The sequence below is a fragment of the Lactobacillus sp. ESL0791 genome (genome assembly GCF_029433255.1).
Lineage (GTDB): Bacteria > Bacillota > Bacilli > Lactobacillales > Lactobacillaceae > Lactobacillus.
In genome coordinates this window covers 943,912-969,287 of the sequence record NZ_JAQTHU010000001.1, presented here as the reverse complement: position 1 = coordinate 969,287, position 25,376 = coordinate 943,912, and the positions used below count along the sequence as shown (strand labels likewise).

General features: G+C 41.1%; 28 protein-coding genes, 3 pseudogenes and 1 other annotated feature. Of the genes and pseudogenes, 5 read left to right on the top strand and 26 right to left on the bottom strand.

Annotated features, from left to right (window positions below; translation table 11 throughout):
- The first annotated feature begins 47 nt into the window (after window positions 1-47).
- Genes PT285_RS04850 through pgmB form a run of 3 tightly spaced genes read left to right on the top strand, consistent with a single transcriptional unit; the run spans window position 48 to window position 5,228 of the window.
- Entirely contained in the window at window positions 48-1,751 is a 1,704-nt protein-coding gene (locus PT285_RS04850) for a glycoside hydrolase family 3 protein (protein WP_277148294.1), read from the top strand.
- A gap of 14 nt (window positions 1,752-1,765) precedes the next feature.
- Window positions 1,766-4,585 (top strand): alpha-L-rhamnosidase, encoded by a 2,820-nt coding sequence (locus PT285_RS04845; protein WP_277148292.1) that lies wholly within the window; start codon window positions 1,766-1,768, stop codon window positions 4,583-4,585.
- Window positions 4,566-5,228, top strand: coding sequence for a beta-phosphoglucomutase (gene pgmB, locus PT285_RS04840; protein WP_277148290.1), 663 nt, complete (start codon window positions 4,566-4,568; stop codon window positions 5,226-5,228). Before PT285_RS04845 ends, pgmB begins: the two co-directional genes overlap by 20 nt.
- A 59-nt stretch (window positions 5,229-5,287) precedes the next feature.
- On the opposite strand, the gene PT285_RS04835 is transcribed toward pgmB, so the two are convergent.
- From PT285_RS04835 to PT285_RS04715, 25 genes and pseudogenes are all read right to left on the bottom strand, one after another.
- Entirely contained in the window at window positions 5,288-5,737 is a 450-nt protein-coding gene (locus tag PT285_RS04835; RefSeq protein ID WP_277148288.1) for an ASCH domain-containing protein, read from the bottom strand.
- Window positions 5,738-5,740: 3 nt separating this feature from the next.
- A complete protein-coding gene (locus PT285_RS04830) occupies window positions 5,741-6,634 on the bottom strand; it encodes a GNAT family N-acetyltransferase (RefSeq protein ID WP_277148286.1) in 894 nt (297 codons plus the stop codon).
- The gene (locus tag PT285_RS04825; protein ID WP_277148272.1) at window positions 6,631-7,509 is read right to left on the bottom strand and encodes a GNAT family N-acetyltransferase; all 879 of its coding nucleotides are present in this window, start codon (window positions 7,507-7,509) and stop codon (window positions 6,631-6,633) included. The genes PT285_RS04830 and PT285_RS04825 overlap by 4 nt, the downstream gene beginning before the upstream one ends.
- Window positions 7,506-8,056, bottom strand: a pseudogene (locus PT285_RS04820) (DNA repair protein RecN); the annotation flags it as partial. The gene PT285_RS04825 and the pseudogene PT285_RS04820, both read right to left, overlap by 4 nt.
- Window positions 8,057-8,227: 171 nt before the next feature.
- Window positions 8,228-8,401: a YbaK/EbsC family protein gene (locus PT285_RS04815; RefSeq protein WP_277148284.1), complete on the bottom strand. Its 174-nt coding sequence runs from the start codon at window positions 8,399-8,401 to the stop codon at window positions 8,228-8,230.
- A 99-nt stretch (window positions 8,402-8,500) separates the two neighbouring features.
- Window positions 8,501-8,635, bottom strand: a complete 135-nt coding sequence (locus tag PT285_RS04810) for a hypothetical protein (RefSeq protein ID WP_277148282.1) — start codon at window positions 8,633-8,635, stop codon at window positions 8,501-8,503.
- A gap of 53 nt (window positions 8,636-8,688) precedes the next feature.
- Entirely contained in the window at window positions 8,689-8,817 is a 129-nt protein-coding gene (locus PT285_RS04805) for a hypothetical protein (RefSeq protein WP_277148280.1), read from the bottom strand.
- A 128-nt stretch (window positions 8,818-8,945) separates the two neighbouring features.
- A pseudogene (locus tag PT285_RS04800) lies at window positions 8,946-9,309 on the bottom strand (DNA repair protein RecN); the annotation flags it as partial.
- A 126-nt stretch (window positions 9,310-9,435) separates the two neighbouring features.
- Window positions 9,436-9,623 (bottom strand): annotated as a pseudogene (locus tag PT285_RS04795) (site-2 protease family protein); the annotation flags it as partial.
- Window positions 9,624-10,459: 836 nt separating this feature from the next.
- Window positions 10,460-10,603 (bottom strand): hypothetical protein, encoded by a 144-nt coding sequence (locus tag PT285_RS04790; RefSeq protein ID WP_277148276.1) that lies wholly within the window; start codon window positions 10,601-10,603, stop codon window positions 10,460-10,462.
- A 361-nt stretch (window positions 10,604-10,964) separates the two neighbouring features.
- Window positions 10,965-11,246 (bottom strand): hypothetical protein, encoded by a 282-nt coding sequence (locus PT285_RS04785; protein ID WP_277148274.1) that lies wholly within the window; start codon window positions 11,244-11,246, stop codon window positions 10,965-10,967.
- A complete protein-coding gene (locus PT285_RS04780; protein ID WP_277148272.1) occupies window positions 11,243-12,121 on the bottom strand; it encodes a GNAT family N-acetyltransferase in 879 nt (292 codons plus the stop codon). The genes PT285_RS04785 and PT285_RS04780 overlap by 4 nt, the downstream gene beginning before the upstream one ends.
- Window positions 12,118-13,803, bottom strand: a complete 1,686-nt coding sequence (gene recN / locus PT285_RS04775) for a DNA repair protein RecN (protein WP_277148270.1) — start codon at window positions 13,801-13,803, stop codon at window positions 12,118-12,120. The genes PT285_RS04780 and recN overlap by 4 nt, the downstream gene beginning before the upstream one ends.
- Window positions 13,804-13,814: 11 nt before the next feature.
- Window positions 13,815-14,627, bottom strand: a complete 813-nt coding sequence (locus PT285_RS04770; RefSeq protein ID WP_277148268.1) for a TlyA family RNA methyltransferase — start codon at window positions 14,625-14,627, stop codon at window positions 13,815-13,817.
- Window positions 14,627-15,496 carry a polyprenyl synthetase family protein gene (locus tag PT285_RS04765; RefSeq protein WP_277148266.1) on the bottom strand — a complete coding sequence of 290 codons (870 nt, stop codon included), beginning with the start codon at window positions 15,494-15,496 and terminating at the stop codon, window positions 14,627-14,629. Before PT285_RS04765 ends, PT285_RS04770 begins: the two co-directional genes overlap by 1 nt.
- A gap of 1 nt (window position 15,497) precedes the next feature.
- Window positions 15,498-15,740: an exodeoxyribonuclease VII small subunit gene (locus PT285_RS04760; RefSeq protein ID WP_277148264.1), complete on the bottom strand. Its 243-nt coding sequence runs from the start codon at window positions 15,738-15,740 to the stop codon at window positions 15,498-15,500.
- Window positions 15,721-17,088, bottom strand: a complete 1,368-nt coding sequence (gene xseA, locus PT285_RS04755; protein ID WP_277148262.1) for an exodeoxyribonuclease VII large subunit — start codon at window positions 17,086-17,088, stop codon at window positions 15,721-15,723. The genes PT285_RS04760 and xseA overlap by 20 nt, the downstream gene beginning before the upstream one ends.
- Window positions 17,078-17,929 (bottom strand): bifunctional 5,10-methylenetetrahydrofolate dehydrogenase/5,10-methenyltetrahydrofolate cyclohydrolase, encoded by an 852-nt coding sequence (locus PT285_RS04750; RefSeq protein ID WP_277148260.1) that lies wholly within the window; start codon window positions 17,927-17,929, stop codon window positions 17,078-17,080. Before PT285_RS04750 ends, xseA begins: the two co-directional genes overlap by 11 nt.
- A gap of 54 nt (window positions 17,930-17,983) precedes the next feature.
- Window positions 17,984-18,379: a transcription antitermination factor NusB gene (gene nusB / locus PT285_RS04745; protein WP_277148258.1), complete on the bottom strand. Its 396-nt coding sequence runs from the start codon at window positions 18,377-18,379 to the stop codon at window positions 17,984-17,986.
- Window positions 18,357-18,815 carry an Asp23/Gls24 family envelope stress response protein gene (locus PT285_RS04740; RefSeq protein ID WP_277148256.1) on the bottom strand — a complete coding sequence of 153 codons (459 nt, stop codon included), beginning with the start codon at window positions 18,813-18,815 and terminating at the stop codon, window positions 18,357-18,359. The genes nusB and PT285_RS04740 overlap by 23 nt, the downstream gene beginning before the upstream one ends.
- Window positions 18,816-18,833: 18 nt before the next feature.
- Entirely contained in the window at window positions 18,834-19,397 is a 564-nt protein-coding gene (gene efp / locus PT285_RS04735) for an elongation factor P (RefSeq protein ID WP_277150615.1), read from the bottom strand.
- Window positions 19,398-19,472: 75 nt separating this feature from the next.
- Window positions 19,473-20,582: a Xaa-Pro peptidase family protein gene (locus tag PT285_RS04730; protein WP_277148254.1), complete on the bottom strand. Its 1,110-nt coding sequence runs from the start codon at window positions 20,580-20,582 to the stop codon at window positions 19,473-19,475.
- A 147-nt stretch (window positions 20,583-20,729) separates the two neighbouring features.
- Complete coding sequence (rpmA, locus tag PT285_RS04725; RefSeq protein WP_277148252.1) at window positions 20,730-21,023, bottom strand: 50S ribosomal protein L27; 294 nt, start codon at window positions 21,021-21,023, stop codon at window positions 20,730-20,732.
- A gap of 13 nt (window positions 21,024-21,036) precedes the next feature.
- Complete coding sequence (gene rplU / locus PT285_RS04720; RefSeq protein WP_277148250.1) at window positions 21,037-21,351, bottom strand: 50S ribosomal protein L21; 315 nt, start codon at window positions 21,349-21,351, stop codon at window positions 21,037-21,039.
- Window positions 21,352-21,366: 15 nt separating this feature from the next.
- Window positions 21,367-21,441: a sequence feature (ribosomal protein L21 leader region), on the bottom strand.
- A 378-nt stretch (window positions 21,442-21,819) separates the two neighbouring features.
- On the bottom strand, window positions 21,820-22,659 hold the full coding sequence (locus tag PT285_RS04715) for a YitT family protein (RefSeq protein ID WP_277148248.1): 840 nt from the start codon (window positions 22,657-22,659) through the stop codon (window positions 21,820-21,822).
- Between the two features lie 157 nt (window positions 22,660-22,816).
- On the opposite strand from PT285_RS04715, the gene PT285_RS04710 reads away from it, so the two are divergent.
- Window positions 22,817-23,440: a DUF3862 domain-containing protein gene (locus PT285_RS04710; RefSeq protein ID WP_277148246.1), complete on the top strand. Its 624-nt coding sequence runs from the start codon at window positions 22,817-22,819 to the stop codon at window positions 23,438-23,440.
- 101 nt (window positions 23,441-23,541) lie between these two features.
- On the opposite strand, the gene PT285_RS04705 is transcribed toward PT285_RS04710, so the two are convergent.
- A complete protein-coding gene (locus PT285_RS04705) occupies window positions 23,542-24,903 on the bottom strand; it encodes a DUF2325 domain-containing protein (RefSeq protein ID WP_277148244.1) in 1,362 nt (453 codons plus the stop codon).
- 238 nt (window positions 24,904-25,141) lie between these two features.
- On the opposite strand from PT285_RS04705, the gene PT285_RS11435 reads away from it, so the two are divergent.
- Window positions 25,142-25,327, top strand: coding sequence for an SLAP domain-containing protein (locus PT285_RS11435; RefSeq protein ID WP_374211487.1), 186 nt, complete (start codon window positions 25,142-25,144; stop codon window positions 25,325-25,327).
- Window positions 25,328-25,376: the final 49 nt, after the last annotated feature.

Genomic DNA, 25,376 nt, shown 5'->3' with positions numbered 1-25,376 from the left:
AGTAAGTTAAAATAAAATAAAAATCAAGAAATATATGGAGGTAGTGGATGATTGATTTAACTAAAATGCCCTATAATTTAACAGCAGACCAGATTAAATTTGTCCAGCAAAAAATCAAGCAGATGTCGATCGAAGAAAAAGTCGGGCAACTTTTTTTCGTTATCGGACAAAACGAGGACAATGTTGATTTAAAACAATTTATTGTCAAATATCAACCTGGCGGCATGATGTACAGACCTGATAAAGCGCAAAAATTACAAAAAGAAATTGCACAAGCACAAAAGGCAAGCAAAATTCCTTTATTTATTGCCGCCAATCTAGAAGCCGGCGGCAATGGCCTTATCACAGAAGGAACTTGGTTTGGCCGTCCAATGCAGATTGCGGCAACGGGCAGAAGCAAAAATGCTTACGAGTTAGGCAATATTTCTGGATATGAAGCCAAACAGGTTGGTGCCAACATGTCTTTTTCACCTATTGTTGACATTGACAAAAATTTTCGTAATCCAATTATGAATGTCCGCACATTCGGCAGTGATCAAAACACGGTAATTAAAATGTCTGATGCCGAAATAAAAGGTTTAACCGCTAATCAAATCATTCCCGTAGCTAAACACTTTCCCGGCGATGGCGTCGATGAACGTGATCAGCACTTGCTCAGTTCAATCAATTCATTATCAGCCGATGAATGGATGGCAACTTATGGCCAAATTTATCGCCATTTAATCAAAAATGGGTTACCAAGCATTATGATTGCTCATATCATGCAGCCCGCTTGGGAGCGGTGTTTGCAGCCTGAAATTGAAGATAAAGATTTACGTCCGGCCTCAACTTCCAAACTGTTAATTGATGGTTTACTGCGGAAAATTTTAAAGTTTAATGGCTTAACGATTACTGATGCAACGCCAATGATTGGTTATAATGCAATCATGCCGCGCTCTCAAGCACTGCCGACAACAATTAATGCCGGAATTGACATGATCTTGTTTAATAAAGATATTGACGAGGATTATTACTTTATCAAAAATGCAATCAAGAACAATCTTCTTTCACTTAAACGGGTTGATGAAGCTGTAACAAGAATTATTGCCACTAAAATTGCTCAGGGCGTAATGAATACAGACGACGAACTCTGTGAAGCTACTTCTCCAAAACTAACTTTAAAATTAGCAGAGCACAAAGAAGCAGCAAAAAAAGTAGCAACCGAATCAGTAACATTAGTCAAAGATCGTGATCGCCTGCTGCCAATTACACCTGAAAAATATCAACGAATTCGTTTAGTCGTTTTAGGTGATACTGACGATGGCGGATTTAAAGAAGGCGGACATGTCGCTAATAAATTTAAAAACAAACTTGAACAATTTGGGTTTAACGTGACGATTTTTGATAAAAATAATTTGAATTTTCACGAAATTTTTGAAGGCGGAATTCAATATGAAAAAGAGCAATTCGATCTTGCTTTGTATATTGCCAATATTGAAACCGCCAGTAATCAGACAACGACGCGTATCAATTGGATCCATTTAATGGCTGCCGATGCTCCGTGGTTCATGCGCAGCATTCCAACCGTTTTAATTTCTACTTGCAACCCATATCACCTATTCGATCTTCCCAATGTGTCAACCTACATTAATGCGTACACAGGAAATGGCGTTACAATTGATGCCATCCTGCGAAAAATAATGGGAAAAGAAAAATTTTATGGTCACAGCCCCGTTGATCCATTTTGTGGTCATTTTGAAACCAGATTATAAAAGAGTAACTAATAATGAAGATTTTACAAATCACAGTGAATCATATGCAGGAGCCAATTGGTTTTGCTTTTGGCAACAGAATTTACCTTGAATTCAGCGCACAAACATCAGCCAAAATTGCCGAAGTCAAAAAAAGAGTAATCATCAGTGCTGAAAGCAAACTTTATGATTCGGGCTGGCAAGACTACATTGATAATAGCTTTGATGTCAAGTTAAAACTGGTCCCGCGTACCCATTATACGGTTACCGTTTTTCTTAAAAATAATTTCGAAAAGACACAAAAGAGCACTTTCTTTGAAACTGGCAAAATGAACGAGCATTACACTGCAAAATGGATTGGTAATTCCGATAAATCTTTACAAAATACCTTGCTGCGAAAAAAATTTCGGCTTACGAAGGCAGTAACCAACGCACGCCTTTATATCACTGGCCTAGGCCTATATGAAGTTTATTTTAATCAGAAAAAAGTTGGCAGTGAATTTTTAACTCCCGGAATAACGGCTTACGACCAGCTTACCCAAGTACAAACATACGATATTAGCAAAATGTTCAGTAACGAATTAGAACAAGAATTATTAATTTCGCTTGGAGACGGTTGGTACAAAGGAACTTTCGGTTTTGACGGCGGGCAAAATAATATTTATGGTTCACGGCAGATGGCAATCGCTGAACTTCATTTAACATTTACGGATGGAAGCAAACGGATTATCAATAGCGATTCATCCTGGCAAACAACATCTGGAAAAATTACTAAGTCCGCAATTTACTACGGTGAAGATTACAATGCTGCAATAAAAATTCATGATTGGCAGCCAGCTACAATTATTAATCATGAACTTACAGCACTTCATGATCGCTTGAGTCTGCCACTGAAAATCCATGAATACTTGCCGGTCAAAGATATTATTCATACTCCCAAGGGAGAAACTGTGCTCGATTTTGGACAAAATCATGCTGGCTGGCCGGAATTTTATAATCGTGCTGCCAGCAAAAGCACGGTTAAATTGGAAATGGGAGAAATCCTGCAAGATGGAAACTTTTATCAAAAAAACCTACGTCATGCACGAGCTGCTTTTGAATATACATCAAACGGCAAAAAAGAATGGATTCGGCCACACTTTACTTATTATGGTTACCGTTATGTAAAAATTACAGGCTTTGCCCAAACACCTAAAAAGAAAGATTTTCGTTCTGCTGTGATCTATTCAGATCTTAAAACCACCGGCAATATTGAAACTGATAATGCATTAGTTAACCGCCTTTTAAAAAATATTATTTGGAGTCAAAAAAGTAATTTCTTTGATGTTCCTACCGATTGTCCGCAACGTGACGAACGCTTGGGCTGGACCGGAGATGCAGAAATTTTTTCTAATACCGCCCTTCTAAATATGAATTGCTACGCATTTTTTAAAAAATATGCAAAAGATATGTTAATTGAACAAAAGCAACATAAGGGAATGCTAACAATGTATGCACCGGCAATGGGAAATGATGCTGGCGGCACAGCAATTTGGGGTGACGCGGCAACTATCATTCCATGGCACGCATACCAAGCAACTGGTGATCCCGCAATTTTACGCCAAAATTATTCAGCAATGAAAGCATGGGTTGACTGGATTACTAATACTACTAACACAAATAATTTGTGGACCGGCTCTTTTCAATTTGGTGACTGGCTTTCCTTAGATGGTGAAAATCCCGCAATACCAACAGGTAAAACCGACGAGGACTTCATTGCTTCCATTTTTTACTATTATTCCAGTTTAATTGTTGGCCAGACGGGACAACTTTTAGGAAATGCGCACGATGCCCAAAAATATTTTGCCCAAGCACAAAGAATAAAAAAGGCAGTCCAAGATGAATACATCACACCCAACGGCCGCTTAGCAATTGATACCCAAACGGCTTATGCCCTGGTTCTTTATTTTGATTTAGTCCCTGCGAGCCAAAAAAAACATGTCATAAACGGTCTACTTAAGCGCTTAAACAAAGATAATAACCATCTTAAAACAGGTTTTGTGGGCACACCGCTTGTTTGTCAAGTTTTATCAGCAAATGGGCATCATAAATTAGCAACGCAAATTTTCCTAAATGAGGATTATCCTAGTTGGTTATATGCTGTCAAGCTAGGCGCAACAACGGTCTGGGAAAGATGGAACTCTGTTTTACCAGACGGAAAAATGAATCCTGAGGGAATGAATTCCCTCAACCACTATTCAATCGGCGCAATAATGGAATGGGTATATAAATACGTACTTGGACTAAATCGAACTACCTTTGATTACCAAAAAGTGACATTTAAACCAAATTTTGACTTTCGCCTCAAACATGTTTCAGGCAGTTATGAAAGTTCATACGGTAAACTGCAATTTGCATATCAACTTGAAGCGGACCAGCTGCACACAATTAAAATCAAAGCCATTATTCCCTTTGGTCAAATAGTAAATGTTATTTTGCCGCGTTCCCAAAATGCCAATATTACGATTAATGGCAAAACAACTTCAGGAAAAATTATATTAACCAACGGAAATTATGATATTTGCTATCAACCTGACAAAAGTTACATTGAATATTATGACATCGAGATGCCTGTCAAAAATTTGATGATTGATAAAGAATTGGTCAAAGAACTAATGCCAATTAATACCGTTTTTTCATTTTTACAAAAAGAAAAAAATTTAGAAAATTTTGATTCGATGAATTTATCAACACTAAACGACTCACTTCCGTTCATTAATATTTCAAAACAAGAATTTAAAAAAATAAGCGGCATTTTGAATAAAACACCGCTTATGAGCGAAAGGAGATTCATACATGAAAGGCGTACTGTTTGATTTAGATGGCGTAATTGCCGACACTTCCACTTATCATTTTCAAGCTTGGCGCAAATTAATTAAAGATAATTTTAATCGTAATTTACCTGATGAATTAGAAAAGCAAACTAAGGGGGTCAGCCGTGAAGATTCGCTTCGCATTATTTTAGGTTATTTAAAAATTAAGGTTTCACCGGAAAGATTTACGCAACTGACAATTGAAAAAAATAAATTCTACCAAAGTTTGCTGTCTAATCTAACCAAAAAAGATATTTTGCCCGGAATTACACAATTCATTGCTGATCTAAAATTCAGGCAAATCAAGCTGTCACTGGCTTCAGCCAGTCTAAACGGACCATTTATTCTTAAAAAATTGCATTTAAGCGACAAATTTGACGCCATCGCCGATCCCGGCAAAATCTCTGCTGGTAAACCCGCTCCTGATATCTTTATAGCTGCTGCTAAAGCAATTGATGTTCCAGTCACAGACTGCATCGGTATTGAGGATTCAGTTGCAGGTATTACCGCAATTAATTTATCTGGTGCATTTTCGGTTGGAATTGGAAAAAAAGATGACTTAGATGCTGCTAAATTACTGTTTTCCGACACTGCCAAAATAAGTTATACAAAAATTAATCAAGCTTGGAATAATTGGAAAAAATAAAAAATCTCTATCAAAAAGGGTGAGCTCAGATCATATTTTGAATTCACCCTTTTGTAATTCTATTCAACTTTAGTAAAAACTTCACAGACAACTAACGTCTCATCTGTAAATTCCTCCATTCCTTCTTCGGCACATTCCTTAGTAAAGAAATCCACATGAGCCTTGTGCCAATAATCATAAGTGCGATCCCCCTCGCCTTCATGATAAGCGTGTTCCGCCGAAACCTGCTTAAACGGCATCACTTCGTAAACCTTATTTTGAATCACGCACACCGGATTACTGCTGCCATCAAGAACGATGCAGTACTTTCCTACCTGCGAAGAACTCTCATCAGGAACATAAATACTGGTGGTTGCAGTTTTGATCTTGTGATCAACTAAACTGCTCAATTCATCTGCCATTTCCTTACCGGCGCCAAAGGCAAAGGCCTCATCAAGCAATTCGGTATTAATTTTTCTTTTGGCACAAAAATCTTGCCAAAATTTTTCGATTGTATTTTCCTTAGTCATTGGTCATTTTTTCTCCTTCAAATAAACTACTTCTGATTTAATTTTGAAACCTGCATTTTGATAAGTTTGCACGGCAGCGGGATTATTAAGTTCAACATCTAAAGCAAAAACTTTAACTCCCCTCCCTTGCAATAATTCCATCATTTTCTTAATAAAATAAGTACCATAGCCTTGACCCCGGTAGCCTTTGGCGATAAACAGACCATAAAAATATGCTGTTTTGCTACAATCAACACAGCAATAGCCGATTATCTTATCTTGCTTTTTCAAAAGAAAACACAGAGTCTTATCATCCTTGTACCCTTGTGTCACGTACATCTGTGAAGCTTCCTGACTTTCACCAAAAGCTTCACTATAAATATTAACTACTTTAGCAATATCCTGTTCGGCCATTTTAACAACCATAAGTAGCTCGCTTAAGGAATCATTCTTAGAAAGTACAGTAGGATTGGTCGTTTCCATGTAATAATCTAAACTTTCATTATCAACTTCCAAATTATTAGCAGATAAGAAGCTGTCATTCTTTTTCAAAAAATTTTGCTCAGCAATGTAAAAAATATTGGAATAGTTATATTGAGCTAATATTTGTTTAACTCGAACAACTAGCTTTTTAGCTATTCCCTGTCTGCGCTTTTCCGGCAAAACTTCAACGTAAAGATCGACCTCTTCATTTGGCTTTTCATCCGCATAAATCATCACAAAACCAACTAATGCCCCACTTTCATAAGCCGAAATAAAAATCGGCATCTCCGGAAAATAACTGTATTGGTTGCTCAAATAAGGATCCTTACAGGTTCCATCATGCTGATGAATTTTTTCCATCAGCTCATTTACTTCTGTTTTCTGTATATTTGTCAAATTAGCAGTTGCAGTTATTCCTATTTCTTGTTTAGTCATTTTTTCTCTTTCAAATAAACAATTTTTGTTTTAATTTCAAAGCCCAACTTTTGATAAGCATGCAGTGCCCGCTGATTATCTAGTTCGACATCCAAAGCAAAAGTCGTAATCCCTTTTGCTTGCAGTAATTCCATCATTTTTTGCATAAAATAACTGCCATATCCGCGTCCCTGATACTTTTTAGCGACAAACAGGCCATAAAAATAGGCATCCTTAACCAGATCAATGCTGCAATAGCCAACGATCTTACCCTGTTTTTTTAAAACTAAACTTATAGTCAGTGAATCATGATATTCCTGCGTGACATAGTTAGTTGCAACCTGACGGCTTTCGCCAAAAACCTCTTTATAAATTGCAACTACCTCAGGGATTTCACTTTCCTTAATTTTTTCAACAGTCAACTCCCTTTTTAATGAAGCTGCAACCGCAAGCCGCGGAATTTTCGTTGTTTGCAGATAATAAGCCGAATTAGCAGGATCAGGCACCAAGTGATTGTTAGCAATGAAACTTTTACTTTGCCTTAAAAAATTTTGCTCAGACAGATAAAAAATATCGTAGTACCCGTATTCAGCTAAGATTTTTTTAACCAGCCTGATTAATTTTTTTGCAATTCCCTGCCTGCGTCTTTCGGGTAAAACTTCAACGAAAACTTCTACTTCCTCATGTGGCTTTTCATCCGCATAAATCACCGCTAGGCCAATCAAAAGGGTGCCTTCATACGCAAGGATAAAGGCAGGCATTTCTGAGAAATAATTAAATTGATTGCTCAAATACGGGTCGCGGTAGGTCTGGTCATGTTGGTGAATTTGTTGCATTAACATTTTGACATCATGTTGTTCAGCGCCCGTTAAAACCGGTGTCTGAATTATTTTCATTTTTTCTTTTTAAAACTTTCCATTAGATCGGTAGCATTTTGCTTGGCAGCTTCCGTAACATCGCTGCCCGCCATCATTTCAGCAATTGCCGTGACCGTTTCTTCCTGAGTCAACGGACCAATCTGTGTATATGTTGCCCCGTCTTTAACTTGTTTTAGCCACCAGATATTTTTGATCACCAGCCGCAGCCACCTGAGGCGAGTGGGTAATCGCAATCACCTGTTTGCTCTGCCCAATTGAATGCAGTTTTTCGCCAATGGCGGCCGAAACCCGACCAGAGACACCGGTATCAATTTCGTCAAAGATCATTGTGCCCACAGGCTCTACTCTGCTGAAAATTGCTTTCAATGAAAATCAGCCGCGACTGCTCACCGCCGGAAACTATTTTCACCAGCGGCAGCAATTCTTCGCCTGGGTTTGGAGCAATTAAGAAGACTATTTCATCAGGTGCTTTTCATCTTGTTAGTAAATGGTTTTGCTTTCACTAAAACTGATCGAAAAACGTGCTTTTGCCATGTAACAGATCGGACAGTTCCTGTTTGATTTTTTAAAGATTCCAGCAATACCACGGGCAAATTTTCTCTTTCCACGTCCATCAGGTGACACTTCACCTGTTTGGTTTTTTCGGGGTCAACATACTCTGAACCTAACGCGATCACGGTTGGCATTAATATAGTAGCCAGTTTCATTTGCTCCAACTACAACATTATGCATTGTTTCAAAAACGGTCAGCAATTACATAAGTGCCTTCCTTAAGACCAATTTTCCCAAGAGAACCAAAGTGAGCTCCAAATAATGTAACAGCTTCATCTTCTGTTGCTGGACGAAGTCCATCTCCCAGGTGGTTAGTAAGTTTAACTGCGGGCGTCATCCCCGCGTAAAAGAATAACAACTGGTTTTTCATCAGCTACAAGAAGTAAGGTTTTAACAGCTGTATCAACTGAAGGTCCAAGAAGGCTGCCATCGTCAATTGTTTTAACATCAGGTGTCGCTACTTTTTCAAGCTCAAGAGGCTCTTCATCATATGAATTTGATTTTTAAAAACTTGTTGCCATTTCAAGGTTGGCAGCATTTCTCTGACCATCAGCATAAACACAGTATCCCCACCAGCAACAAGCTGAGTCATCTTCCTTAATGTTGTTAAGAACTTCCTCTGCTCATTAAAGAAGCATACTTTTATCAAGGATTAACCAAGATATCTTGTTTTTGCGCCAAATTCCTGACTATGCTGGTTTCCTCTATCGGCCCCACATAGTCACCGATAATTGCCTTAAAGTTAGCGACCGGCACGACTGAAGATATTTTCATAGGCTGTTTTATAGTCGTTATAAGTTTCATCTAGACTGTCATAGCTTGAATGGAAGCTGTAACCGTCTTTTCATGATAAACTCACGGCTCCCTTAAAAGACTATAACGTGGACGTTTTTCAATCGTAATTTGCCTAAGTCCCGCTCACATTAATGAAGTTTGTCAGCTGTCCGTTGATGCGATCAACATTGCGGCCCTTACTTGCGAGTTCGCGGCAATTACCAGCTGAGTTGTCCGAATATGGCAGAAAATACTGATCGCTTGGGCAATTTTTTTCCTGACCAGTTAATTAAAACAAACCGGTCACGACTTCTAAGCTATTTTTTCACCGCTGCGAATCATTTCTTTTTGTCCGCGGCCACCCATTAAGAGGAAACGGCGTCAATAATAATCGACTTGCCGGCACCGGTTTCCTGATCAGCACCTTGATGTGCTCTGAAAGCGAACCTTCAATGCCTTAATAATTGCAAAGTTTTTAATATCCAGCGAAATTTTTTAATAACTCTCTAAAGATTATTAACTGCCTCTTCAACAACCTCATTCCGGCTTCCTGCCAAATTATTCTGGCCACCAGAAGCAATATTTTTTTGTAAATGAATTAAAAAATTCAAAGTTGCCTTTACCCCCGTCAAGAGCTGGGATTGGAATTAGTTAAAAATTCCCAGATTAATTGATAAAATTGCCATAAATTTAACAACTGTTGAAAGACCCGCCTGGGCTGTTCCACTCATTTGGTACATGGCAACTGGACCACCCAACTTATTGATATTAGGTTTTACGATCAAATCTCCCAAAGCCTTAACAATCGCTGTAAAGCACTTAGTGATTCACTAAACCGTAGCTTATTTTATCCATAAACCCTGTTTTAATATGTAGGGCAAAATCACCTTGTTCGGAGTTATTTAAGCTCGTCAAAAGTTAGGCTAGCTACTTGACTTTCCCCTATATTTTTAGTCAAATCATCCCACTTGAGATAGAAACACCATTAATTTTTCAAAAACCTGCTTGAGCTGCTGGTTTCACTCTATCGCCAATTTGAATGGATGAAAGCTCCTGAACACCACCAGCTAAAAGGCGGAACGAAGTACAACTTCGTTCAGTTACGTATTGCTAAGGTTAATCCATTCCCTCCGATAGATGAAACCAGCACCTACAAACAGGCTGTTCGATCTTTTACCCTGTTTTTAAAACAAACTTTAGTGTGAATCCTGATATTCCTGCGTGACATAGTTAGTTGCAACCATGACGAGCTTTTCATAAAAAACCTCTTTTATAAATGCAGCTACCTCAGGGATTTCACTTTCCTTAATTTTTCAACAGTCAACTCCCTTTTAATGAAGCTGCAACCGCAAACCGCGGAATTTTCGTTGTTTGCAGATAATAAGCCGAATTAATGAAACTTTTACTTTGCCTTAAATTTTGCTCAGACAGATAAAAAATATCGTAGTACCCGTATTCAGCTAAGATTTTTAATAAAGAGCCTGATTAATTTACTGCAAGTTATGCCGTCTTACGGGTAAAACTTCAACGAAAACTTCTACTTCCTCATCAATGACTTTTCATTGCGCGTAATCACCGCTGGAGGCCAATCAAAGGGTGCCTTCATACGCAGGATAAAGCCCAGGCATTTCTGAGAAAATAATTAAATTGATTGCTCAAAATACGGGTCGCGGTAGGTCTGGTCATGTTGGTGAATTTGTTGCATTAGCATTTTGACATCATGTTGTTCAGCGCCCGTTAAAACCGGTGTCTGGATATTTTCATTTTTCTTTTTAAAACTTTCCATTAGATCGATTTATCTTATCTTGCTTTTTCAAAGACAACACAGGAGTCTTATCATCCTTGTACCCTTGTGTCACGTACATCTGTTTCTTCCTGAGTCAACGGACCAATCTGTGTATAAATCTAAACTAGCAATATGTTTTTTAACAACCATAAGTAGCTCGCTTAAGGAATCATTCTTAGAAAGTACAGTAGGATTGGTCGTTTCCATGTAATAATCTAAACTTTCATTATCAACTTTTCGCAAATTATTAGCAGATAAGAAGCTGTCATTCTTTTTCAAAAAATTTTGCTCAGCAATGTAAAAATATTGGAATAGTTATATTGAGCTAATATTTGTTTAAACTCGAACAACTAGCTTTTAGCTATTCCTGTCTGCGCTTTTCCGGCAAAACTTCAACGTAAAGATCGACCTCTTCATTTGGCTTTTCATCCGCATAAATCATCACAAAACCAACTAATGCCCCACTTTCATAAGCCGAAATAAAAATCGGCATCTCCGGAAAATAACTGTATTGGTTGCTCAAATAAGGATCCTTACAGGTTCCATCATGCTGATGAATTTTTTCCATCAGCTCATTTACTTCTGTTTTCTGTATATTTGTCAAATTAGCAGTTGCAGTTATTCCTATTTCTTGTTTAGTCATTTTTTCTCTTTCAAATAAACAATTTTTGTTTTAATTTCAAAGCCCAACTTTTGATAAGCATGCAGTGCCCGCTGATTATCTAGTTCGACATCCAAAGCAAAAGTCGTAATCCCTTTTGCTTGCAGTAATTCCATCATTTTTTGCATAAAATAACTGCCATATCCGCGTCCCTGATACTTTTTAGCGACAAACAGGCCATAAAAATAGGCATCCTTAACCAGATCAATGCTGCAATAGCCAACGATCTTACCCTGTTTTTTTAAAACTAAACTTATAGTCAGTGAATCATGATATTCCTGCGTGACATAGTTAGTTGCAACCTGACGGCTTTCGCCAAAAACCTCTTTATAAATTGCAACTACCTCAGGGATTTCACTTTCCTTAATTTTTTCAACAGTCAACTCCCTTTTTAATGAAGCTGCAACCGCAAGCCGCGGAATTTTCGTTGTTTGCAGATAATAAGCCGAATTAGCAGGATCAGGCACCAAGTGATTGTTAGCAATGAAACTTTTACTTTGCCTTAAAAAATTTTGCTCAGACAGATAAAAAATATCGTAGTACCCGTATTCAGCTAAGATTTTTTTAACCAGCCTGATTAATTTTTTTGCAATTCCCTGCCTGCGTCTTTCGGGTAAAACTTCAACGAAAACTTCTACTTCCTCATGTGGCTTTTCATCCGCATAAATCACCGCTAGGCCAATCAAAAGGGTGCCTTCATACGCAAGGATAAAGGCAGGCATTTCTGAGAAATAATTAAATTGATTGCTCAAATACGGGTCGCGGTAGGTCTGGTCATGTTGGTGAATTTGTTGCATTAACATTTTGACATCATGTTGTTCAGCGCCCGTTAAAACCGGTGTCTGAATTATTTTCATTTTTTCTTTTTAAAACTTTCCATTAGATCGGTAGCATTTTGCTTGGCAGCTTCCGTAACATCGCTGCCCGCCATCATTTCAGCAATTGCCGTGACCGTTTCTTCCTGAGTCAACGGACCAATCTGTGTATATGTTGCCCCGTCTTTAACTTGTTTAGCCACCAGATATTTTTGATCACCAGCCGCAGCCACCTGAGGCGAGTGGGTAATCGCAATCACCTGTTTGCTCTGCCCAATTGAATGCAGTTTTTCGCCAATGGCGGCCGAAACCCGACCAGAGACACCGGTATCAATTTCGTCAAAGATCATTGTGCCCACAGGCTCTACTCTGCTGAAAATTGCTTTCAATGCCAAAATCAGCCGCGACTGCTCACCGCCGGAAACTATTTTCACCAGCGGCAGCAATTCTTCGCCTGGGTTTGGAGCAATTAAGAAGACTATTTCATCAATTCCCTTGTTAGTAAAGGTTTTGCTTTCACTAAAACTGATCGAAAAACGTGCTTTTGCCATGTAAAGATCGGCCAGTTCCTGTTTGATTTTTTCTTCCAGCGAACGGGCAACTTTTTCTCTTTCCTGGTGCAGCTGATTTGCTTCGTCTGTTAGTTTTTTTTCGGAAGCAGCAACCTCTTTTGCTAACGCTTCTTCATCTAAGCCGCCAGTTTCATACTGTCCTAGCTCTCTTTGCACCTTTGCATAAAAAGAAAAGACATCCGGCAGCGTCGGACCATATTTTTTCTTGAGTGAGTTTAATGTGTCTAACCTGTTTGACACATACTGAAAGCGTTCTTCATCAAAGTCCATCTCATCCAGCAGGCTCGTCAGTTCGCTGCGGGCGTCACTCAATGCGTAAACACCATCATCAACCGTCTTGGCAACATCCTTAAATTTGGCACCATATTCGGAGAGATCGGCCATCGCCGTTTGCGCATCCCCTAGCAGAGTCTCAATTCCGTGCTCTTCATCATCATAAAGCTGCATAAAATAATTGGCCGTGTCGACAATTTTCTGATAATTGTTTAACTCGTTATATTCTTCTTCCAGCTGGTCATCTTCATCGGGCTCGGTCAGTTCGGCGGCTGTTAATTCATCATTTTGAAATTGCAAGATATCTTGTTTTTGCGCCAATTCCTGGGCATCTTGACGCAAATGACGTAACCGCTCTGTTAATTTTTGCCACTGGGCAAAGTCTGCCTGATATTTTTTTAATTCGGTCTTGAAGGATTCCGGTGCATAATTATCAACTAAATCAATCTGCCGGTCCTGATCCATCAAAATCTGCTGGTCATTCTGCCCGTGAATATCAACCAAGTAATTGCCTAAGTCCCGCAGCACATTAATCGTCGTCAGCTGTCCGTTGATGCGCACAACATTGCGGCCCTTACTTGCGAGTTCGCGGCTGATTACCAGCTGATTGTCCGAATATGGCAGACCATACTGATCGCATAGTTGGGCAATCTTTTTTTCCTGACCAGTTAATTCAAACAAACCGGTCACGACCGCTTTTTTTTCACCGCTGCGAATCATTTCTTTTTGTCCGCGGCCGCCCATTAATAGGGAAACGGCGTCAATAATAATCGACTTGCCCGCACCGGTTTCCCCGATCAGCACCGTCATGTGCTCTTGAAAGCGAACCTTCAATGCCTTAATAATTGCAAAGTTTTTAATATCCAGCTCAACTAACATTTTAATAACTCCTAAAGATTATTAACTGCCTCTTCAACAACCTCTTCCGGACTTCCCTGCCAAATTTTCTGGCCACCAGAAGCAATATTTTTTTGTAAATGAATTAAAAATTCAATGTTGCCTTTGCCGCCCTTAATCGGCGAAAAATCAAGGCCAAGAACGTTAAAACCGAGTGCCATTGCCTTAGCCATTGTATGCTTAATTACCTGAACGTGAACCGCATGATCGTGAACGATCCCGTGCTTGCCGACATTCTCCGGACCTGCTTCAAACTGCGGCTTAATCAAGCACACCGCATCACAGTGATCCCGCAGAATTTGGTACATTGGGGGCATAATTAAATCGAGCGAAATGAAGGATACATCGGTCATTGCAAAATCCGGCAGCCCTTGGGTAAAGTCTGCTGGCTTGCTGTAACGAAAATTCTGCTTTTCCATCACAATCACGCGGGGATCATCGCGCAATTGCCAGGCCAGTTGGTTGTATCCAACATCCAGCGCATAAACTTTTTTCGCGCCATTTTGCAGAGCAACATCGGTAAAACCGCCGGTTGAAGCGCCAATATCCAGGCAGATCTTATCCTGTAGTGAAATCGCAAAGGACTTAAGCGCTTTCTCTAACTTGAAACCGCCGCGCGACACATACTTTTTGCCATCATCTTTAACATAAAAGACCTCATCCTCAGGAAGAAGTGTTCCGCTCTTATCAATCCGCTGGTGATTATGATCCGATACCAAGCCGGCCATAATTGCTCGCTGAGCCTGGGTGCGTGAATTAAAGATTCCTTGCTGCGCTAATAAAACATCCGCACGTTTTTTTGTCATTACAATACCTTTTGATATAGTGCAAGAAAGCCAGCTAGAACTGTTCCGTTCAAGCCAGTCAAACTTGCTTTAGCCTCATCGATTAACTTTATTAGTTCCAACCGGCTTTCTTTGATTCCCAATAAAGTTAACGTATTATTCTTTCCGGCTTCTTGATCTTTATGGGTGGCCTTGCCAGCTTCCTCGCTAGTTTCAACTACATCCACTAGATCATCATAAATCTGGTAAGATCGGCCAAATGCCCGGCTGAAAACGAGCAGCTGCTTTTTTTGTTCAGCAGAAGCACCGGCAGCAACAGCGGCCATCTCCACACTTGCCTGAATCAGGCAGCCGGTTTTTAACCATTCCATGCGGTTGATAAACTGGCTGTCGCCAGCAACACTGTCATTATTAGTTGAATCAATATCCAAATATTGCCCGCCAACCATCCCGTTGGGGCCAACAGCCTTGGTAATAATCGTTGCAAGCGCGGCAGACTGACTGCCCTCGCTAATCCACTGAATACCTAATGGCAGCAATGCATCCCCCGCTAAAATTGCTTCTGCTTCGCCCCATTTTTTGTGGCTGGTTAACTTGCCGCGACGGTAATCATCATTATCCATCGCCGGCAAATCATCGTGAATCAGCGAATAGGTATGAATCAGCTCAATCCCGCAGGCAATGCGCAAATCATGGTCAGTAATCTGCTGGTCTAGAGCATCAAGCGTTGCCAAGAAAAGTAACGGCCGCAGCCGCTTGCCGCCAGCCATCACCGAATAGGACATAATCTGGCTGATTTTTTGATCATCAACTTCAGTTGCCAAATGTTTTTGTAAATAATCGTCAATCAGGGGTGTGTAATGTGCACGAAATTCATTAAAAGTAGTCATTTTATTCCTCGGGTGCATTAGCATTATTGGGATCAAGTGGATGTTCAGCGCCATCGCTGTCAATTAACTTGGCAACTGTTTGCTCAGCCTCCGTCAACGTTTTATTTAGATTGCGGCTGATTTTCACACCGGTTTGAAACTGCTCCAATGCATCCTCCAAAGGTACATTACCATTTTCCAAATTAGTTACTATTTTTTGTAAATCTGCTAGCTGTGCTTCAAAATTATTCTTTTTCGTTGCCATCGTTTGTTCTCCTAATTGAATTTACTGTTGCCTTAACGATTCCGTCCTTAAAGTGCAAGTTAAGTTTTTCCTGTTCGCTGATCTGGTCAACTGAGCCTAGAGTCTTGCCTTCCTGATCGGTTGCATACACAAACCCGCGCTCCAAAGTTTTCAGCGGACTGTAATCATCCAGCTGCTGGGCGGTCTGTTTGAACAAGTTGCGTTTTCCGAGTAAAAAGTGCTGCATGTTATTTGTTAGACGGCTGCTTAAAAAAGCTACCTGCTGCTTTGTCTGCCGTAATTCTTTTCCCGGTCCTGCAGCATGTAATTTTTGCTTCAGCAACTGGTATTCTTGACGTGCCCGGGCGACTCTTTGCTTGCTGCTACGCTCAAGCCGCTGCTGCAGCATATCCAGCGTTTGCGCCTGCTGATCGTATAACCTCGCGGGTTCACGCATGATTACCGAATTATTGATTCTGTTTAACAGGTCCCGTTTGCCGCGGATGATTGCTTGCATACTGGCAAGCAAACCGCTTTGCAGCTGGTGAATATTCGCTAGTTCGTCCGTGAGACTTGGTGTCGCATACTCGGCAGCAGCTGTTGGCGTGGCTGCCCGCGCATCAGCAACCAAATCGCACAATGTCGTATCGGTTTCGTGGCCAACCGAAGAAATCACCGGCATCGGCATCTGGTAAACCTGCCGTACTACTCTCTCCTCATTAAACGGCCACAAATCCTCAAGCGAGCCGCCCCCGCGACCAATAATTAAAACGTCATACTTGTCGCCATAGGAAGCAATTTGCCGCATGGCACTAACCAGCGAGTCGGCCGCCCGGTCGCCCTGCACCTGCGCCGGAAACAAATCAACTTCCGCATGGGGAAAACGCCGGTTAGCTGTCACTAAAATATCATGGATAACGGCACCAGAAGCACTGGTAATAACCGCAATATTATCGGGAAAGCGGGGCAAGGACTTTTTATGGCTTCGGTCGAACAAACCTTCTTTTGCTAATTTAGCCTGCAGCTGCTTTAACTGCTCATAAAGGGCACCCAAACCCGCTGGTTCCATCGTTTCCGCATAAAATTGGTATGAGCCCTGGGCACCGTACACGCTGACATAGCCGGTAACGTAAACCTTCATGCCCTCCTCCGGCTTAAATTTAACCTTATCAAAGTAGGAACGAAACATCACGACATTGATTTTGGACTTTTCATCTTTCAGTGAAAAATACTGGTGAGAATTGCGCCGAAAGCGAAAATTAGATAATTCTCCCTGCAAAAAAACCTTATGCAGATACGGATCATTTTTGAATTTTTGGGTGATGTAATAATTTAAATCCGTTACGGTGAGATATTTATTATCTGCCATTTTGTCTCCTTGTTAATTTAACAACCTGCTCCATCAATGACTCAACGGTCAAAGGACCGACGCCACCGGGAACCGGTGTGAGGTAGCCCGCTTTTTCTCTAACCTCCGCAAATGCAACATCCCCAACAAGTTGGCCGGAAGCGGTGCGGTTAATACCGACATCAATCACAGCTGCGCCTGGCTTAACCATGTTAGCAGTAATCAGGTTCGGTCTGCCGACTGCCGAAACCAAAATATCGGCTTCTTGAGTGTGCGCAGCTAGATCCTGTGTTTTACTGTGGAGCAGCGAAACAGTCGCATCCCGTTCAAGCAGCATTGCCGCCAGCGGCTTGCCCACAATATTGCTGCGGCCGACAATTACGGCATTTCTGCCAGCTAACTTAATCTTGTAATAGTCAAGCAGGGCAATAATGCCGGAAGCGGTCGCCGGCTCAACAAAATGCCGGCCCTGCCATAACCGCCCAACATTACTCGGGGTCAGGCAATCGACATCCTTTTCCGGATCAATTCGCGCTAACGCCTTGGCAGCATCAATCTGCCGCGGCACCGGCAGCTGCAGGATAATTCCCGAAACTTGTTTAGCAAAATTCAACCGATCAATCAGCGTCAACAGATCTGCCTGCGTTTCATCTACTGGTAACTGGTAAATCTTCTGCTTAATCCCAACCTCATCTGCACGCTTCTTTTTACTCTTAATATAAACTCTGCTGGCCGGATCGGCACCAATATTAATTACGCAAAATAACGGGACTTGTCCCTGATTTTTTAAAATTTGAACTTCTTTTTTTAACCGCGCCGCACGCAAATCAGCTAAGCCCTGTCCATCAAGAATCTTACCCATTTCTTACTACCTTTTTCAACAAAAACAGCCGGCATCTTTGCCGGCTGCATATCTTTATTTAATGAAATTAGCTAATATTCCATTAACAAAAGGCTTGGTCTTCGGATCAGCAAATTCGTCACACAAATTCAGGGCCTCATTCACTGCAGCTTTTGGTTCAATTTCTTGGCTGGATGTAATTTCATACAATGCAAGCTCAAGAATCGCCAGTGTGATTTGATTAATCCGCTTCAGACGCCAATCCTTTTTCAGGTGAGCGGCTATTTCATCTTTTAGCTCTTCACGTTGGGAAAGAACTCCCGCAATCAAAGTTTTTGAATAAGCAGAAAGTTCCTTCAAATCAAGCACGGAAACAATTTCACTTTCAACTTCTGCGGCATCATACTCCGGCTCCTGATTGGCCAAATATACTGCCTGCAGTGCCACTCTACGACTCTGATGCTGATTCATTAGTATCCTTTTCATTATCATCCGAAAATAGTTCAGACTTGTCTTGATTATCTTCAACTTTTTCGTCTGGGAAAACTAGTCCGACAACATGAACATTAATTTCTTTCAGAATCAAATCGGTCATCTGCAGCAATTGTGCCTTAAGCTTCGTCTGCAGAGATGTAGCAACCTTCGGAACAAACTTTCCCGCCTCAACATAAATGTAAACATCGGCAACAATATTGTTATCGCTGTCAACACTAACATTGACACCGCGGTGGCGGTCTTCGCGCCCCAGAACACGGTTAATGCCGGAAATCATATTGCCCTGCATTCCGGCAACGCCGTCAACTTTTTGCGCAGCAATGCCCATAATAACTTCAAGAACCCGCGGATCAATTTCGATCTGTTCACTGTTTTCTTTACCATCTAAGACAATTTTTGAACTATCTACCATTTTTTTACCTCAAATAAATTACTTATTTGCACGCGATACATAGGTGCCGTCAACGGTATTAATCGTCAACACATCGCCCTCACTAATGAAGAACGGAACGTTGACAACTAGTCCGGTTTCCATTGTTGCCGGCTTGCCGCCGCCAGAAGACGTGTCACCCTTGATATTAGGTTCAGTCTTGGCAACCGTCAAGTCAACCGTATTCGGCAACTGAATCCCTAACGTTTTACCTTCATGCATAATAACACTGACAACCATATTTTCTTTAAGGTACTTGGATTCTTCCTTGATTTGTTCAGTCGGCACTGATAATTGGTCGTAAGTTTCCGTGTCCATAAAGACATAACTTGCACCGTCATTATACAGGTACTGCATTTCCTTCGTCGTAATTTCTGCAGTTTCCACCTTGGCAGTTGACCTAAAAGTATTTTCCTGAACTGCCCCCGTGGTTAAACTCTTCAGCTTTGAGCGAACAAAGGCGCTGCCCTTTCCCGGCTTAACGTGCTGAAATTCAACGATTCGCCATAAATCATTATTAAATTTAATGGTCAAACCATTCTTAAATTCGTTAACTGAAATCATTGTCATAGTAAGTACCTCATCTCCATAATATATCTTACCAATTTGTTGGACTTTTGACTATAAATAATCGTTACTTTATAAAGAAATTAATTCATCTTTGGGCAAGGTCGATAAAACTTCCGGATTTTGCCCATTGATTAAAACATCGTCCTCAATTCTGACGCCGCCTTTATTTGGCAGGTAAATTCCCGGTTCAACTGTGTGAACCATATTATTTACCAGTTCTTGCTTGCCAAACGGGAGTGCCGGTTGACATAATTCGTGAATTTCGAGTCCGATCCCGTGACCGATGCCGTGACCAAAATACTGCCCATAGCCTTGCTCGTTAATGTAGTCACGGGCGGCCGCATCAACATCGCGGCCATGATTGCCGGCAACCGCTGCCGCAATTCCGCGCCGCTGGGCTTCGTGCACAATGTCATAAATCTGATGCATTTCACGATCAACCTTGCCCACAGCAACCGTTCGCGTAATATCGGCTGCATAACCATGATAAAACGCACCAAAATCGATCACCACCATGTCGCCGTCCGCAATTTCTTTGTCGCTGGCAACGCCGTGTGCCCAGGCCGAGCGCACGCCCGAAGCGATAATCGTATCAAAACTAGGCCCTTCTCCGCCATTAATCTTAAACAAGTAGTCAAGCTTGGCACCAACATTGCGTTCAATGGCACCGGGTTTTACCAACGGTAAAATTCCCTTGAAACTAGCCATCGAGATAGCAATTGCCTGCCGCAAGGCCCTAAGTTCCAGCTCGTCTTTAACATTGCGCACCCGCTCAACCAGTTCCTCACAGATTGAAAACTCAAGGTCAGGGTTTAAGCGCTGCAAGTTGGCATATTCCACTGCGGAAACAAATTCTCCTTCAACCAGCACTTTCTTCAAGTTCAGTGCCTGCAGCTGCTTGGTAATTTCCTGATCCTGGTCACCGCGCTTCATAATCACGGCTAATTTTCCCGGTGCCTGAGCCTTAATTTGGTCGGCAAAACGCGAATCTGACAGCAGGATGCGGTCACCGTGCGCGGTTACAATTAACTGTGCTTCCTCACCAGTAAAATTAGTCAAATATCGGTAGTTTGCTTGATTAAAAATAATGAGTGCATCAGCACCTGCATCTTTAATTAAGTTTGTCACTGACGCAATTCGCTTATTCAATAAGGTCAATAATTCATTTTCTTCAGTCATCTCACGGCCAGCTTTCCATAAATTTCTTATTAACTATTTTACCGCTGATTTAGTGCAAAGACTAATGGTTTCTATATCAATATATAAAGCAACGAATAAAAAAGACGAGAAGCAAATGCTTTTCGCCATTTAATCGAAAAAACTAACTTATTTAGCTTCTTCTTCAACCGGAATTACAGAAACTTGCTTTCTGTACTTGTCATAACGTTCAAATTTAACTACTCCACTTACTAATGCAAATAAAGTATCATCGCCGCCTTGACCAACATTCTTGCCTGGGTGAATCTTCGTACCGCGTTGACGGTAAATAATCGTCCCTGCATGAATAGTTTGTCCGTCTCCAGCTTTAGCGCCTAAACGACGACCAGCTGAATTACGACCATTAGAAGTAGAACCGCCACCCTTGTGGTGGGCAAATAATTTCAAACCAAAAATATTCATTCTCATTTCACCTCTAGCTTAATTCAATCTTTTCAACTGTAACCTTAGTATAAGGTTGACGGTGGCCGTACTTAGAATGTGAGTGCTTCTTTGGCTTGTACTTGAAAGTAACAACTTTCTTTTCCTTACCCTGCTTCTCAACTTTGGCAGATACTTTGGCACCTGCAACTAACGGACTGCCGACTTTAACGTCTTTGCCGTCAGCTACCAAGATAACTTGGTCAAAAGTAACTTCTTTGCCTTCTTCAACATCCAGCTTCTCAACATAAACGCTGTCACCTTCGGCAACTTTGTATTGCTTGCCACCGGTCTTGATAATTGCGTACATCTATTGCACCTCCGAAAAAATACTTAGACTCGCCAATTGGGGTGCTTTCAACAAGACTTCTTACCCCAAAATGTGCGGTTGCAGATGTGGAGGTCCCCACAAATACAACTACTTTATGATACTACCGTTGAAGGCAGAAGGCAATTAAAAAATCATTCCCACCAGACTTGCAAAAACTTGAGCGTAAACCCTAGTAGTCAATTGATATCTGACAAAATATTGGTTCACTGCTTTTTCTTCGCTTTCAAGTAAATATTGTTCTTCAGAAACTCTAGCAGATAACAGATTATTTTTTCAAGCACGTGTAGAATTTTTTTAATAACAATGATTATTACTACCAAATTTCAATTCTTAGCCAGAAAAAATTAACCAGCGTTGATGTTTAAAATAATTTTTTGCAAAAAATATAAATAAAAAGTGAACAAAATTGAACTAATTTGAATTATTTTAAACGAAGTTGAACTATTATCAAATCCGCCACCTTCCGCCGTGAACCTTCGCCACGCTTTCGGTAATAATAAACGCATCGGCATCAATGTCCTGCACGTGCGACACGAGCCGGCCGTACTCATTGGGATCGACAACCACCCACAGCAGCTGCTTGTCCTTATCGCTGTAGCCGCCGGTCACATCATAAATCGTTAGGCCCTGATATTCCTCCTGTAACATTGCCCGAATTTCATCTATCTTGCGGTTGCTCATCACTCGCACCTGATATTTTTTGTTGAACCCAGTTTCGGTATAGCGCATCGTTAGCGTGGTAATCACCTGCGAAAATGCCGCGAGGAAAAATGCGTTCCAGCCGTCAACAAATACATTCAGGAAAATGATTGCCATATCAATGATAAACAGGCTGGTAGCCGAATCAATGTATAAATATTTTTGCAAAATCAGCGGCGGCACCGTTGTCCCTCCGCTTGAAGCATTTACCCGGTATAGCAGCGACACGCCAAAGCCCATCAAGGCCCCGCCATAAATCATTGCCAGCAGATCATTATCAATCACCTTGAAACTGGGCGTAATTTGCATCAAAACCGGCAAAAGCATGCTGCCGACAACAATATTGCACACCTTTTTTTTGCCTAGAAAAATAAATGCTAAAATTAACATCAATAAATTGATGATAAACACCGTTACAGAGCGGTTAATTCCCCACACGGCATCGACTAAAATCGAAATACCGGTGGAGCCGCCGACGGCAGTATTGAGTGGCGCGTAAAAGAAATTAACGGCAAGGGCCACAATTTCAAGACCGGCAAGTAAAATCAGGCCGCGTTTCCACGGGAATGGTTTTTTGATCGTTGTCATCTTTAGGTCCTCCATTTTTGACTAATATAATTAGTTTACTAAATTTCCATTAGTCAGTTCAAATAATACGCAAATAGTTTATGGATTTTTCTAAGCTTAGTTATATAATGCTTAATAAACAGACACGGTTTTATTATTGAAAGGAAAAAAGACTTTCATGACTAAATTCAACCACAAAGTTTATTTCATCATTTTGCTGTTAAGCATTCTGACCCTAACAAACGCGTGCGCAAACAACAATGCAAAAGATGACGATGACTACCAGGAATGCCTGAAATTACGACAAAAATTCGACCAGATCAAACTTGCCGATTTTACGCAAATTGGCAAAAATCATGTCGGCATTTACGGCAAAGGCGGGACCACGCTGAAACAAGCAAAAAAAATTCTTGGCAAACCCAAAAGCGTTGAAAAGGAAGACAAAGGCAAAACCTACATCTGGCAAGCCGGGAAAGATTATTCAATGGTAGTTGAGGTACAAATTGTCCATGGTCGAGCCAGATATAAGTTAACTCAAGGTTTTAAATATAGACGACCTAAAGACAAAATTACCCTGCAAAAATACAAAAAATTGCCACGCGGGCTTGGTTATCAAAAAATCATCAATGAATTTGGCAAACCTGATGAAGTAATCTCCGGCGGTTTCTGGAGCCAGTGGTACCACAAAAACCGGCAGGAAATATACTATAAGACGGATATTCAAGGTAAGCATGAATCCAATGCAACCATCACCCTGTCAATTGTTGACAATAAATTATTTAAGAAGGAAATCAGCTATTAAAGCTGATGGAAGCCAAATGACCGATGAAGACTTGATTTCCTCATCGGCCATTTTTATGATATTATATTGCTTTTCCACCGTGATTATTCTTAGAGTAAAGTTTACTTATTTTCTTCCATTATTCGGTAGTCAATCGTCTGATTGCCCTCATAAGCAGGTAAGCCGTTTGCTGCGCGGTAGAGTGCCCGCTCAAAAGCCTGGTAGCCCTTGCTCGAACTAACAGCAAAGCGGACACCATACTTGCTGGCGAATTCACGGATATTCCAGGTGCTGTCGTGCGCAGCGAATGCGGTCACCAAAATCACAATATCGAGATCCTTTAACTGATTTTCGATCACTTTTTTCTTGCCCTGAAAAGCGTCAATTGGAATGGGAATGCCGTGATAGCGGTTGACAATGCCCTCAAGCATTGCTTCATTCTGGTTGTCGCCAACGGCAATGCCCACGCGCTGGTAGTGCAAATCCATATCTAACTTGCTTAACTCTGCTGCATCCTGGCTGCTAACAGCCTTTTTCTTTTTCTGTGCGGTCTTTGCCTTCGGTCGGTCAACCTGATAAATCCAGCGCAACTTGATTGCGTCCGCCGGATTCTTCTTCAAACGAACATCTCCATCATACCAAGCCAAATCAACAATTGCCCCGTCAACCAGCTGGGCAGCAGACTCCTGAAAATTGCTGGCATCAACCGGCAGAAGCACGGCTTTGCCGCGCACACGCAGCTTTTCACCCTTAATATTACGGCTGACCGCCAGATGTCCAGGTCGCCCCTGCACCACGCCGTATTTAAAAGTAATAATTTTATCAAATTCGGTGCTGGCAAGCTCGCGAAAACCGACCACGCGCAAAATCGTCGCTTCATAATTAGGATTATTTTCTTCCGCAATCGCCTCAACTATATCCCCGCTCTTCAAATTAAGCGAATGAATCTGCGACTCTTTCAGGGTGAAAACGCGCCGATTATCATCATTAATCAGGTCACAGCCCGCAAGCAGGCGGATCACGGTATAGCGTTTGCCCTTGCGGTAATCACGTTTAACCGGTTTTTTCGGTTTCAGCGCCTGTTCAAAAATTTGCTGATTGACAGTTTCCTTAGTCGCAACCGATGCTTGAATGGCCCGGTCAAGCTGGCCCAGCTCCTTGCCGTATTCCTTGCCCACTTTGGGGACAAAGGTTAATTGGTGCAGCTTTGTCAGCGCTTGCTCTTTTGCCTGCCTACTGCCCGGGGACTGAATCAATTCAGCAAGCGCCACCAGCAGCGCCTTTACTTCTTTCTGACCGGCAAAGGGAATTGCAAGATTATTTTGCTTCGTCTTATTTGGCTCTGACGACGGCTCGATTGGTTCTTCACCGTCCGCGGTCATTTTAATAATGGCATTGATCGCCGCTATGCCATTGCGCAGGCTTTTATCGTCGCCAGCTGTTTTATTCAAAATTGTTTTCAGATTATTACGGTAATCAAACATGCTTTCACCTAATTCTTAATTCTAAATATTAAGTATATACTTACCCGTCAAGCTAAAACATGAGAATTTAATTAGATTTTACTTTTCAAGTGTTATCGCTCTATTAATTTGCATAAGTGGTATTTATATATAGTTGCAAAAAGAAAAAATATTATACAGTTGTCTATAACCATTATGTTAAAAAGGTTAATCTGACAAACACACTGCTCACGCCTAACCGCAATTATCGGTACCTGGCATAATCAGCAATGATAAAATCATACACCACGCCTACATTTATGACCATAGCAACAACCGAATTAGCAGGAAGTTCACCAAGGCTAAGACAACCACCATAAATTATGGTAACCCCTTCAAAATTCATAAGAAGAGTTACTACACCACTACATCAAGAAGGCCAACTTTAAGTAAACTTTTTGCCTAAATAAAAAGTGTTTGCAGTTGCTAGAGGTAAAATCTAGTAACTACGAACA

Coding starts and splice junctions, on each gene's coding strand:
- rplU (WP_277148250.1), bottom strand. CDS start 21,351: ATGTACGCAATTATCAAGACCGGTGGCAAGCAATACAAAGTTGCCGAA.
- PT285_RS04790 (WP_277148276.1), bottom strand. CDS start 10,603: ATGGAAAGTTTTAAAAAGAAAAATGAAAATATCCAGACACCGGTTTTA.
- pgmB (WP_277148290.1), top strand. CDS start 4,566: ATGAAAGGCGTACTGTTTGATTTAGATGGCGTAATTGCCGACACTTCC.
- PT285_RS04805 (WP_277148280.1), bottom strand. CDS start 8,817: ATGAAAATATCTTCAGTCGTGCCGGTCGCTAACTTTAAGGCAATTATC.
- PT285_RS04830 (WP_277148286.1), bottom strand. CDS start 6,634: ATGACTAAACAAGAAATAGGAATAACTGCAACTGCTAATTTGACAAAT.
- efp (WP_277150615.1), bottom strand. CDS start 19,397: ATGATTTCAGTTAACGAATTTAAGAATGGTTTGACCATTAAATTTAAT.
- xseA (WP_277148262.1), bottom strand. CDS start 17,088: ATGGCAGATAATAAATATCTCACCGTAACGGATTTAAATTATTACATC.
- PT285_RS04760 (WP_277148264.1), bottom strand. CDS start 15,740: ATGGCAACGAAAAAGAATAATTTTGAAGCACAGCTAGCAGATTTACAA.
- PT285_RS04715 (WP_277148248.1), bottom strand. CDS start 22,659: ATGACAACGATCAAAAAACCATTCCCGTGGAAACGCGGCCTGATTTTA.
- PT285_RS04765 (WP_277148266.1), bottom strand. CDS start 15,496: ATGACTACTTTTAATGAATTTCGTGCACATTACACACCCCTGATTGAC.
- PT285_RS04705 (WP_277148244.1), bottom strand. CDS start 24,903: ATGTTTGATTACCGTAATAATCTGAAAACAATTTTGAATAAAACAGCT.
- PT285_RS04710 (WP_277148246.1), top strand. CDS start 22,817: ATGACTAAATTCAACCACAAAGTTTATTTCATCATTTTGCTGTTAAGC.
- PT285_RS04730 (WP_277148254.1), bottom strand. CDS start 20,582: ATGACTGAAGAAAATGAATTATTGACCTTATTGAATAAGCGAATTGCG.
- PT285_RS04740 (WP_277148256.1), bottom strand. CDS start 18,815: ATGGTAGATAGTTCAAAAATTGTCTTAGATGGTAAAGAAAACAGTGAA.
- PT285_RS04785 (WP_277148274.1), bottom strand. CDS start 11,246: ATGACTAAACAAGAAATAGGAATAACTGCAACTGCTAATTTGACAAAT.
- rpmA (WP_277148252.1), bottom strand. CDS start 21,023: ATGAATATTTTTGGTTTGAAATTATTTGCCCACCACAAGGGTGGCGGT.
- PT285_RS04810 (WP_277148282.1), bottom strand. CDS start 8,635: ATGACTCAGCTTGTTGCTGGTGGGGATACTGTGTTTATGCTGATGGTC.
- PT285_RS04850 (WP_277148294.1), top strand. CDS start 48: ATGATTGATTTAACTAAAATGCCCTATAATTTAACAGCAGACCAGATT.
- PT285_RS04835 (WP_277148288.1), bottom strand. CDS start 5,737: ATGACTAAGGAAAATACAATCGAAAAATTTTGGCAAGATTTTTGTGCC.
- PT285_RS04825 (WP_277148272.1), bottom strand. CDS start 7,509: ATGAAAATAATTCAGACACCGGTTTTAACGGGCGCTGAACAACATGAT.
- PT285_RS04750 (WP_277148260.1), bottom strand. CDS start 17,929: ATGGGTAAGATTCTTGATGGACAGGGCTTAGCTGATTTGCGTGCGGCG.
- recN (WP_277148270.1), bottom strand. CDS start 13,803: ATGTTAGTTGAGCTGGATATTAAAAACTTTGCAATTATTAAGGCATTG.
- PT285_RS04845 (WP_277148292.1), top strand. CDS start 1,766: ATGAAGATTTTACAAATCACAGTGAATCATATGCAGGAGCCAATTGGT.
- PT285_RS04780 (WP_277148272.1), bottom strand. CDS start 12,121: ATGAAAATAATTCAGACACCGGTTTTAACGGGCGCTGAACAACATGAT.
- PT285_RS04770 (WP_277148268.1), bottom strand. CDS start 14,627: ATGACAAAAAAACGTGCGGATGTTTTATTAGCGCAGCAAGGAATCTTT.
- nusB (WP_277148258.1), bottom strand. CDS start 18,379: ATGAATCAGCATCAGAGTCGTAGAGTGGCACTGCAGGCAGTATATTTG.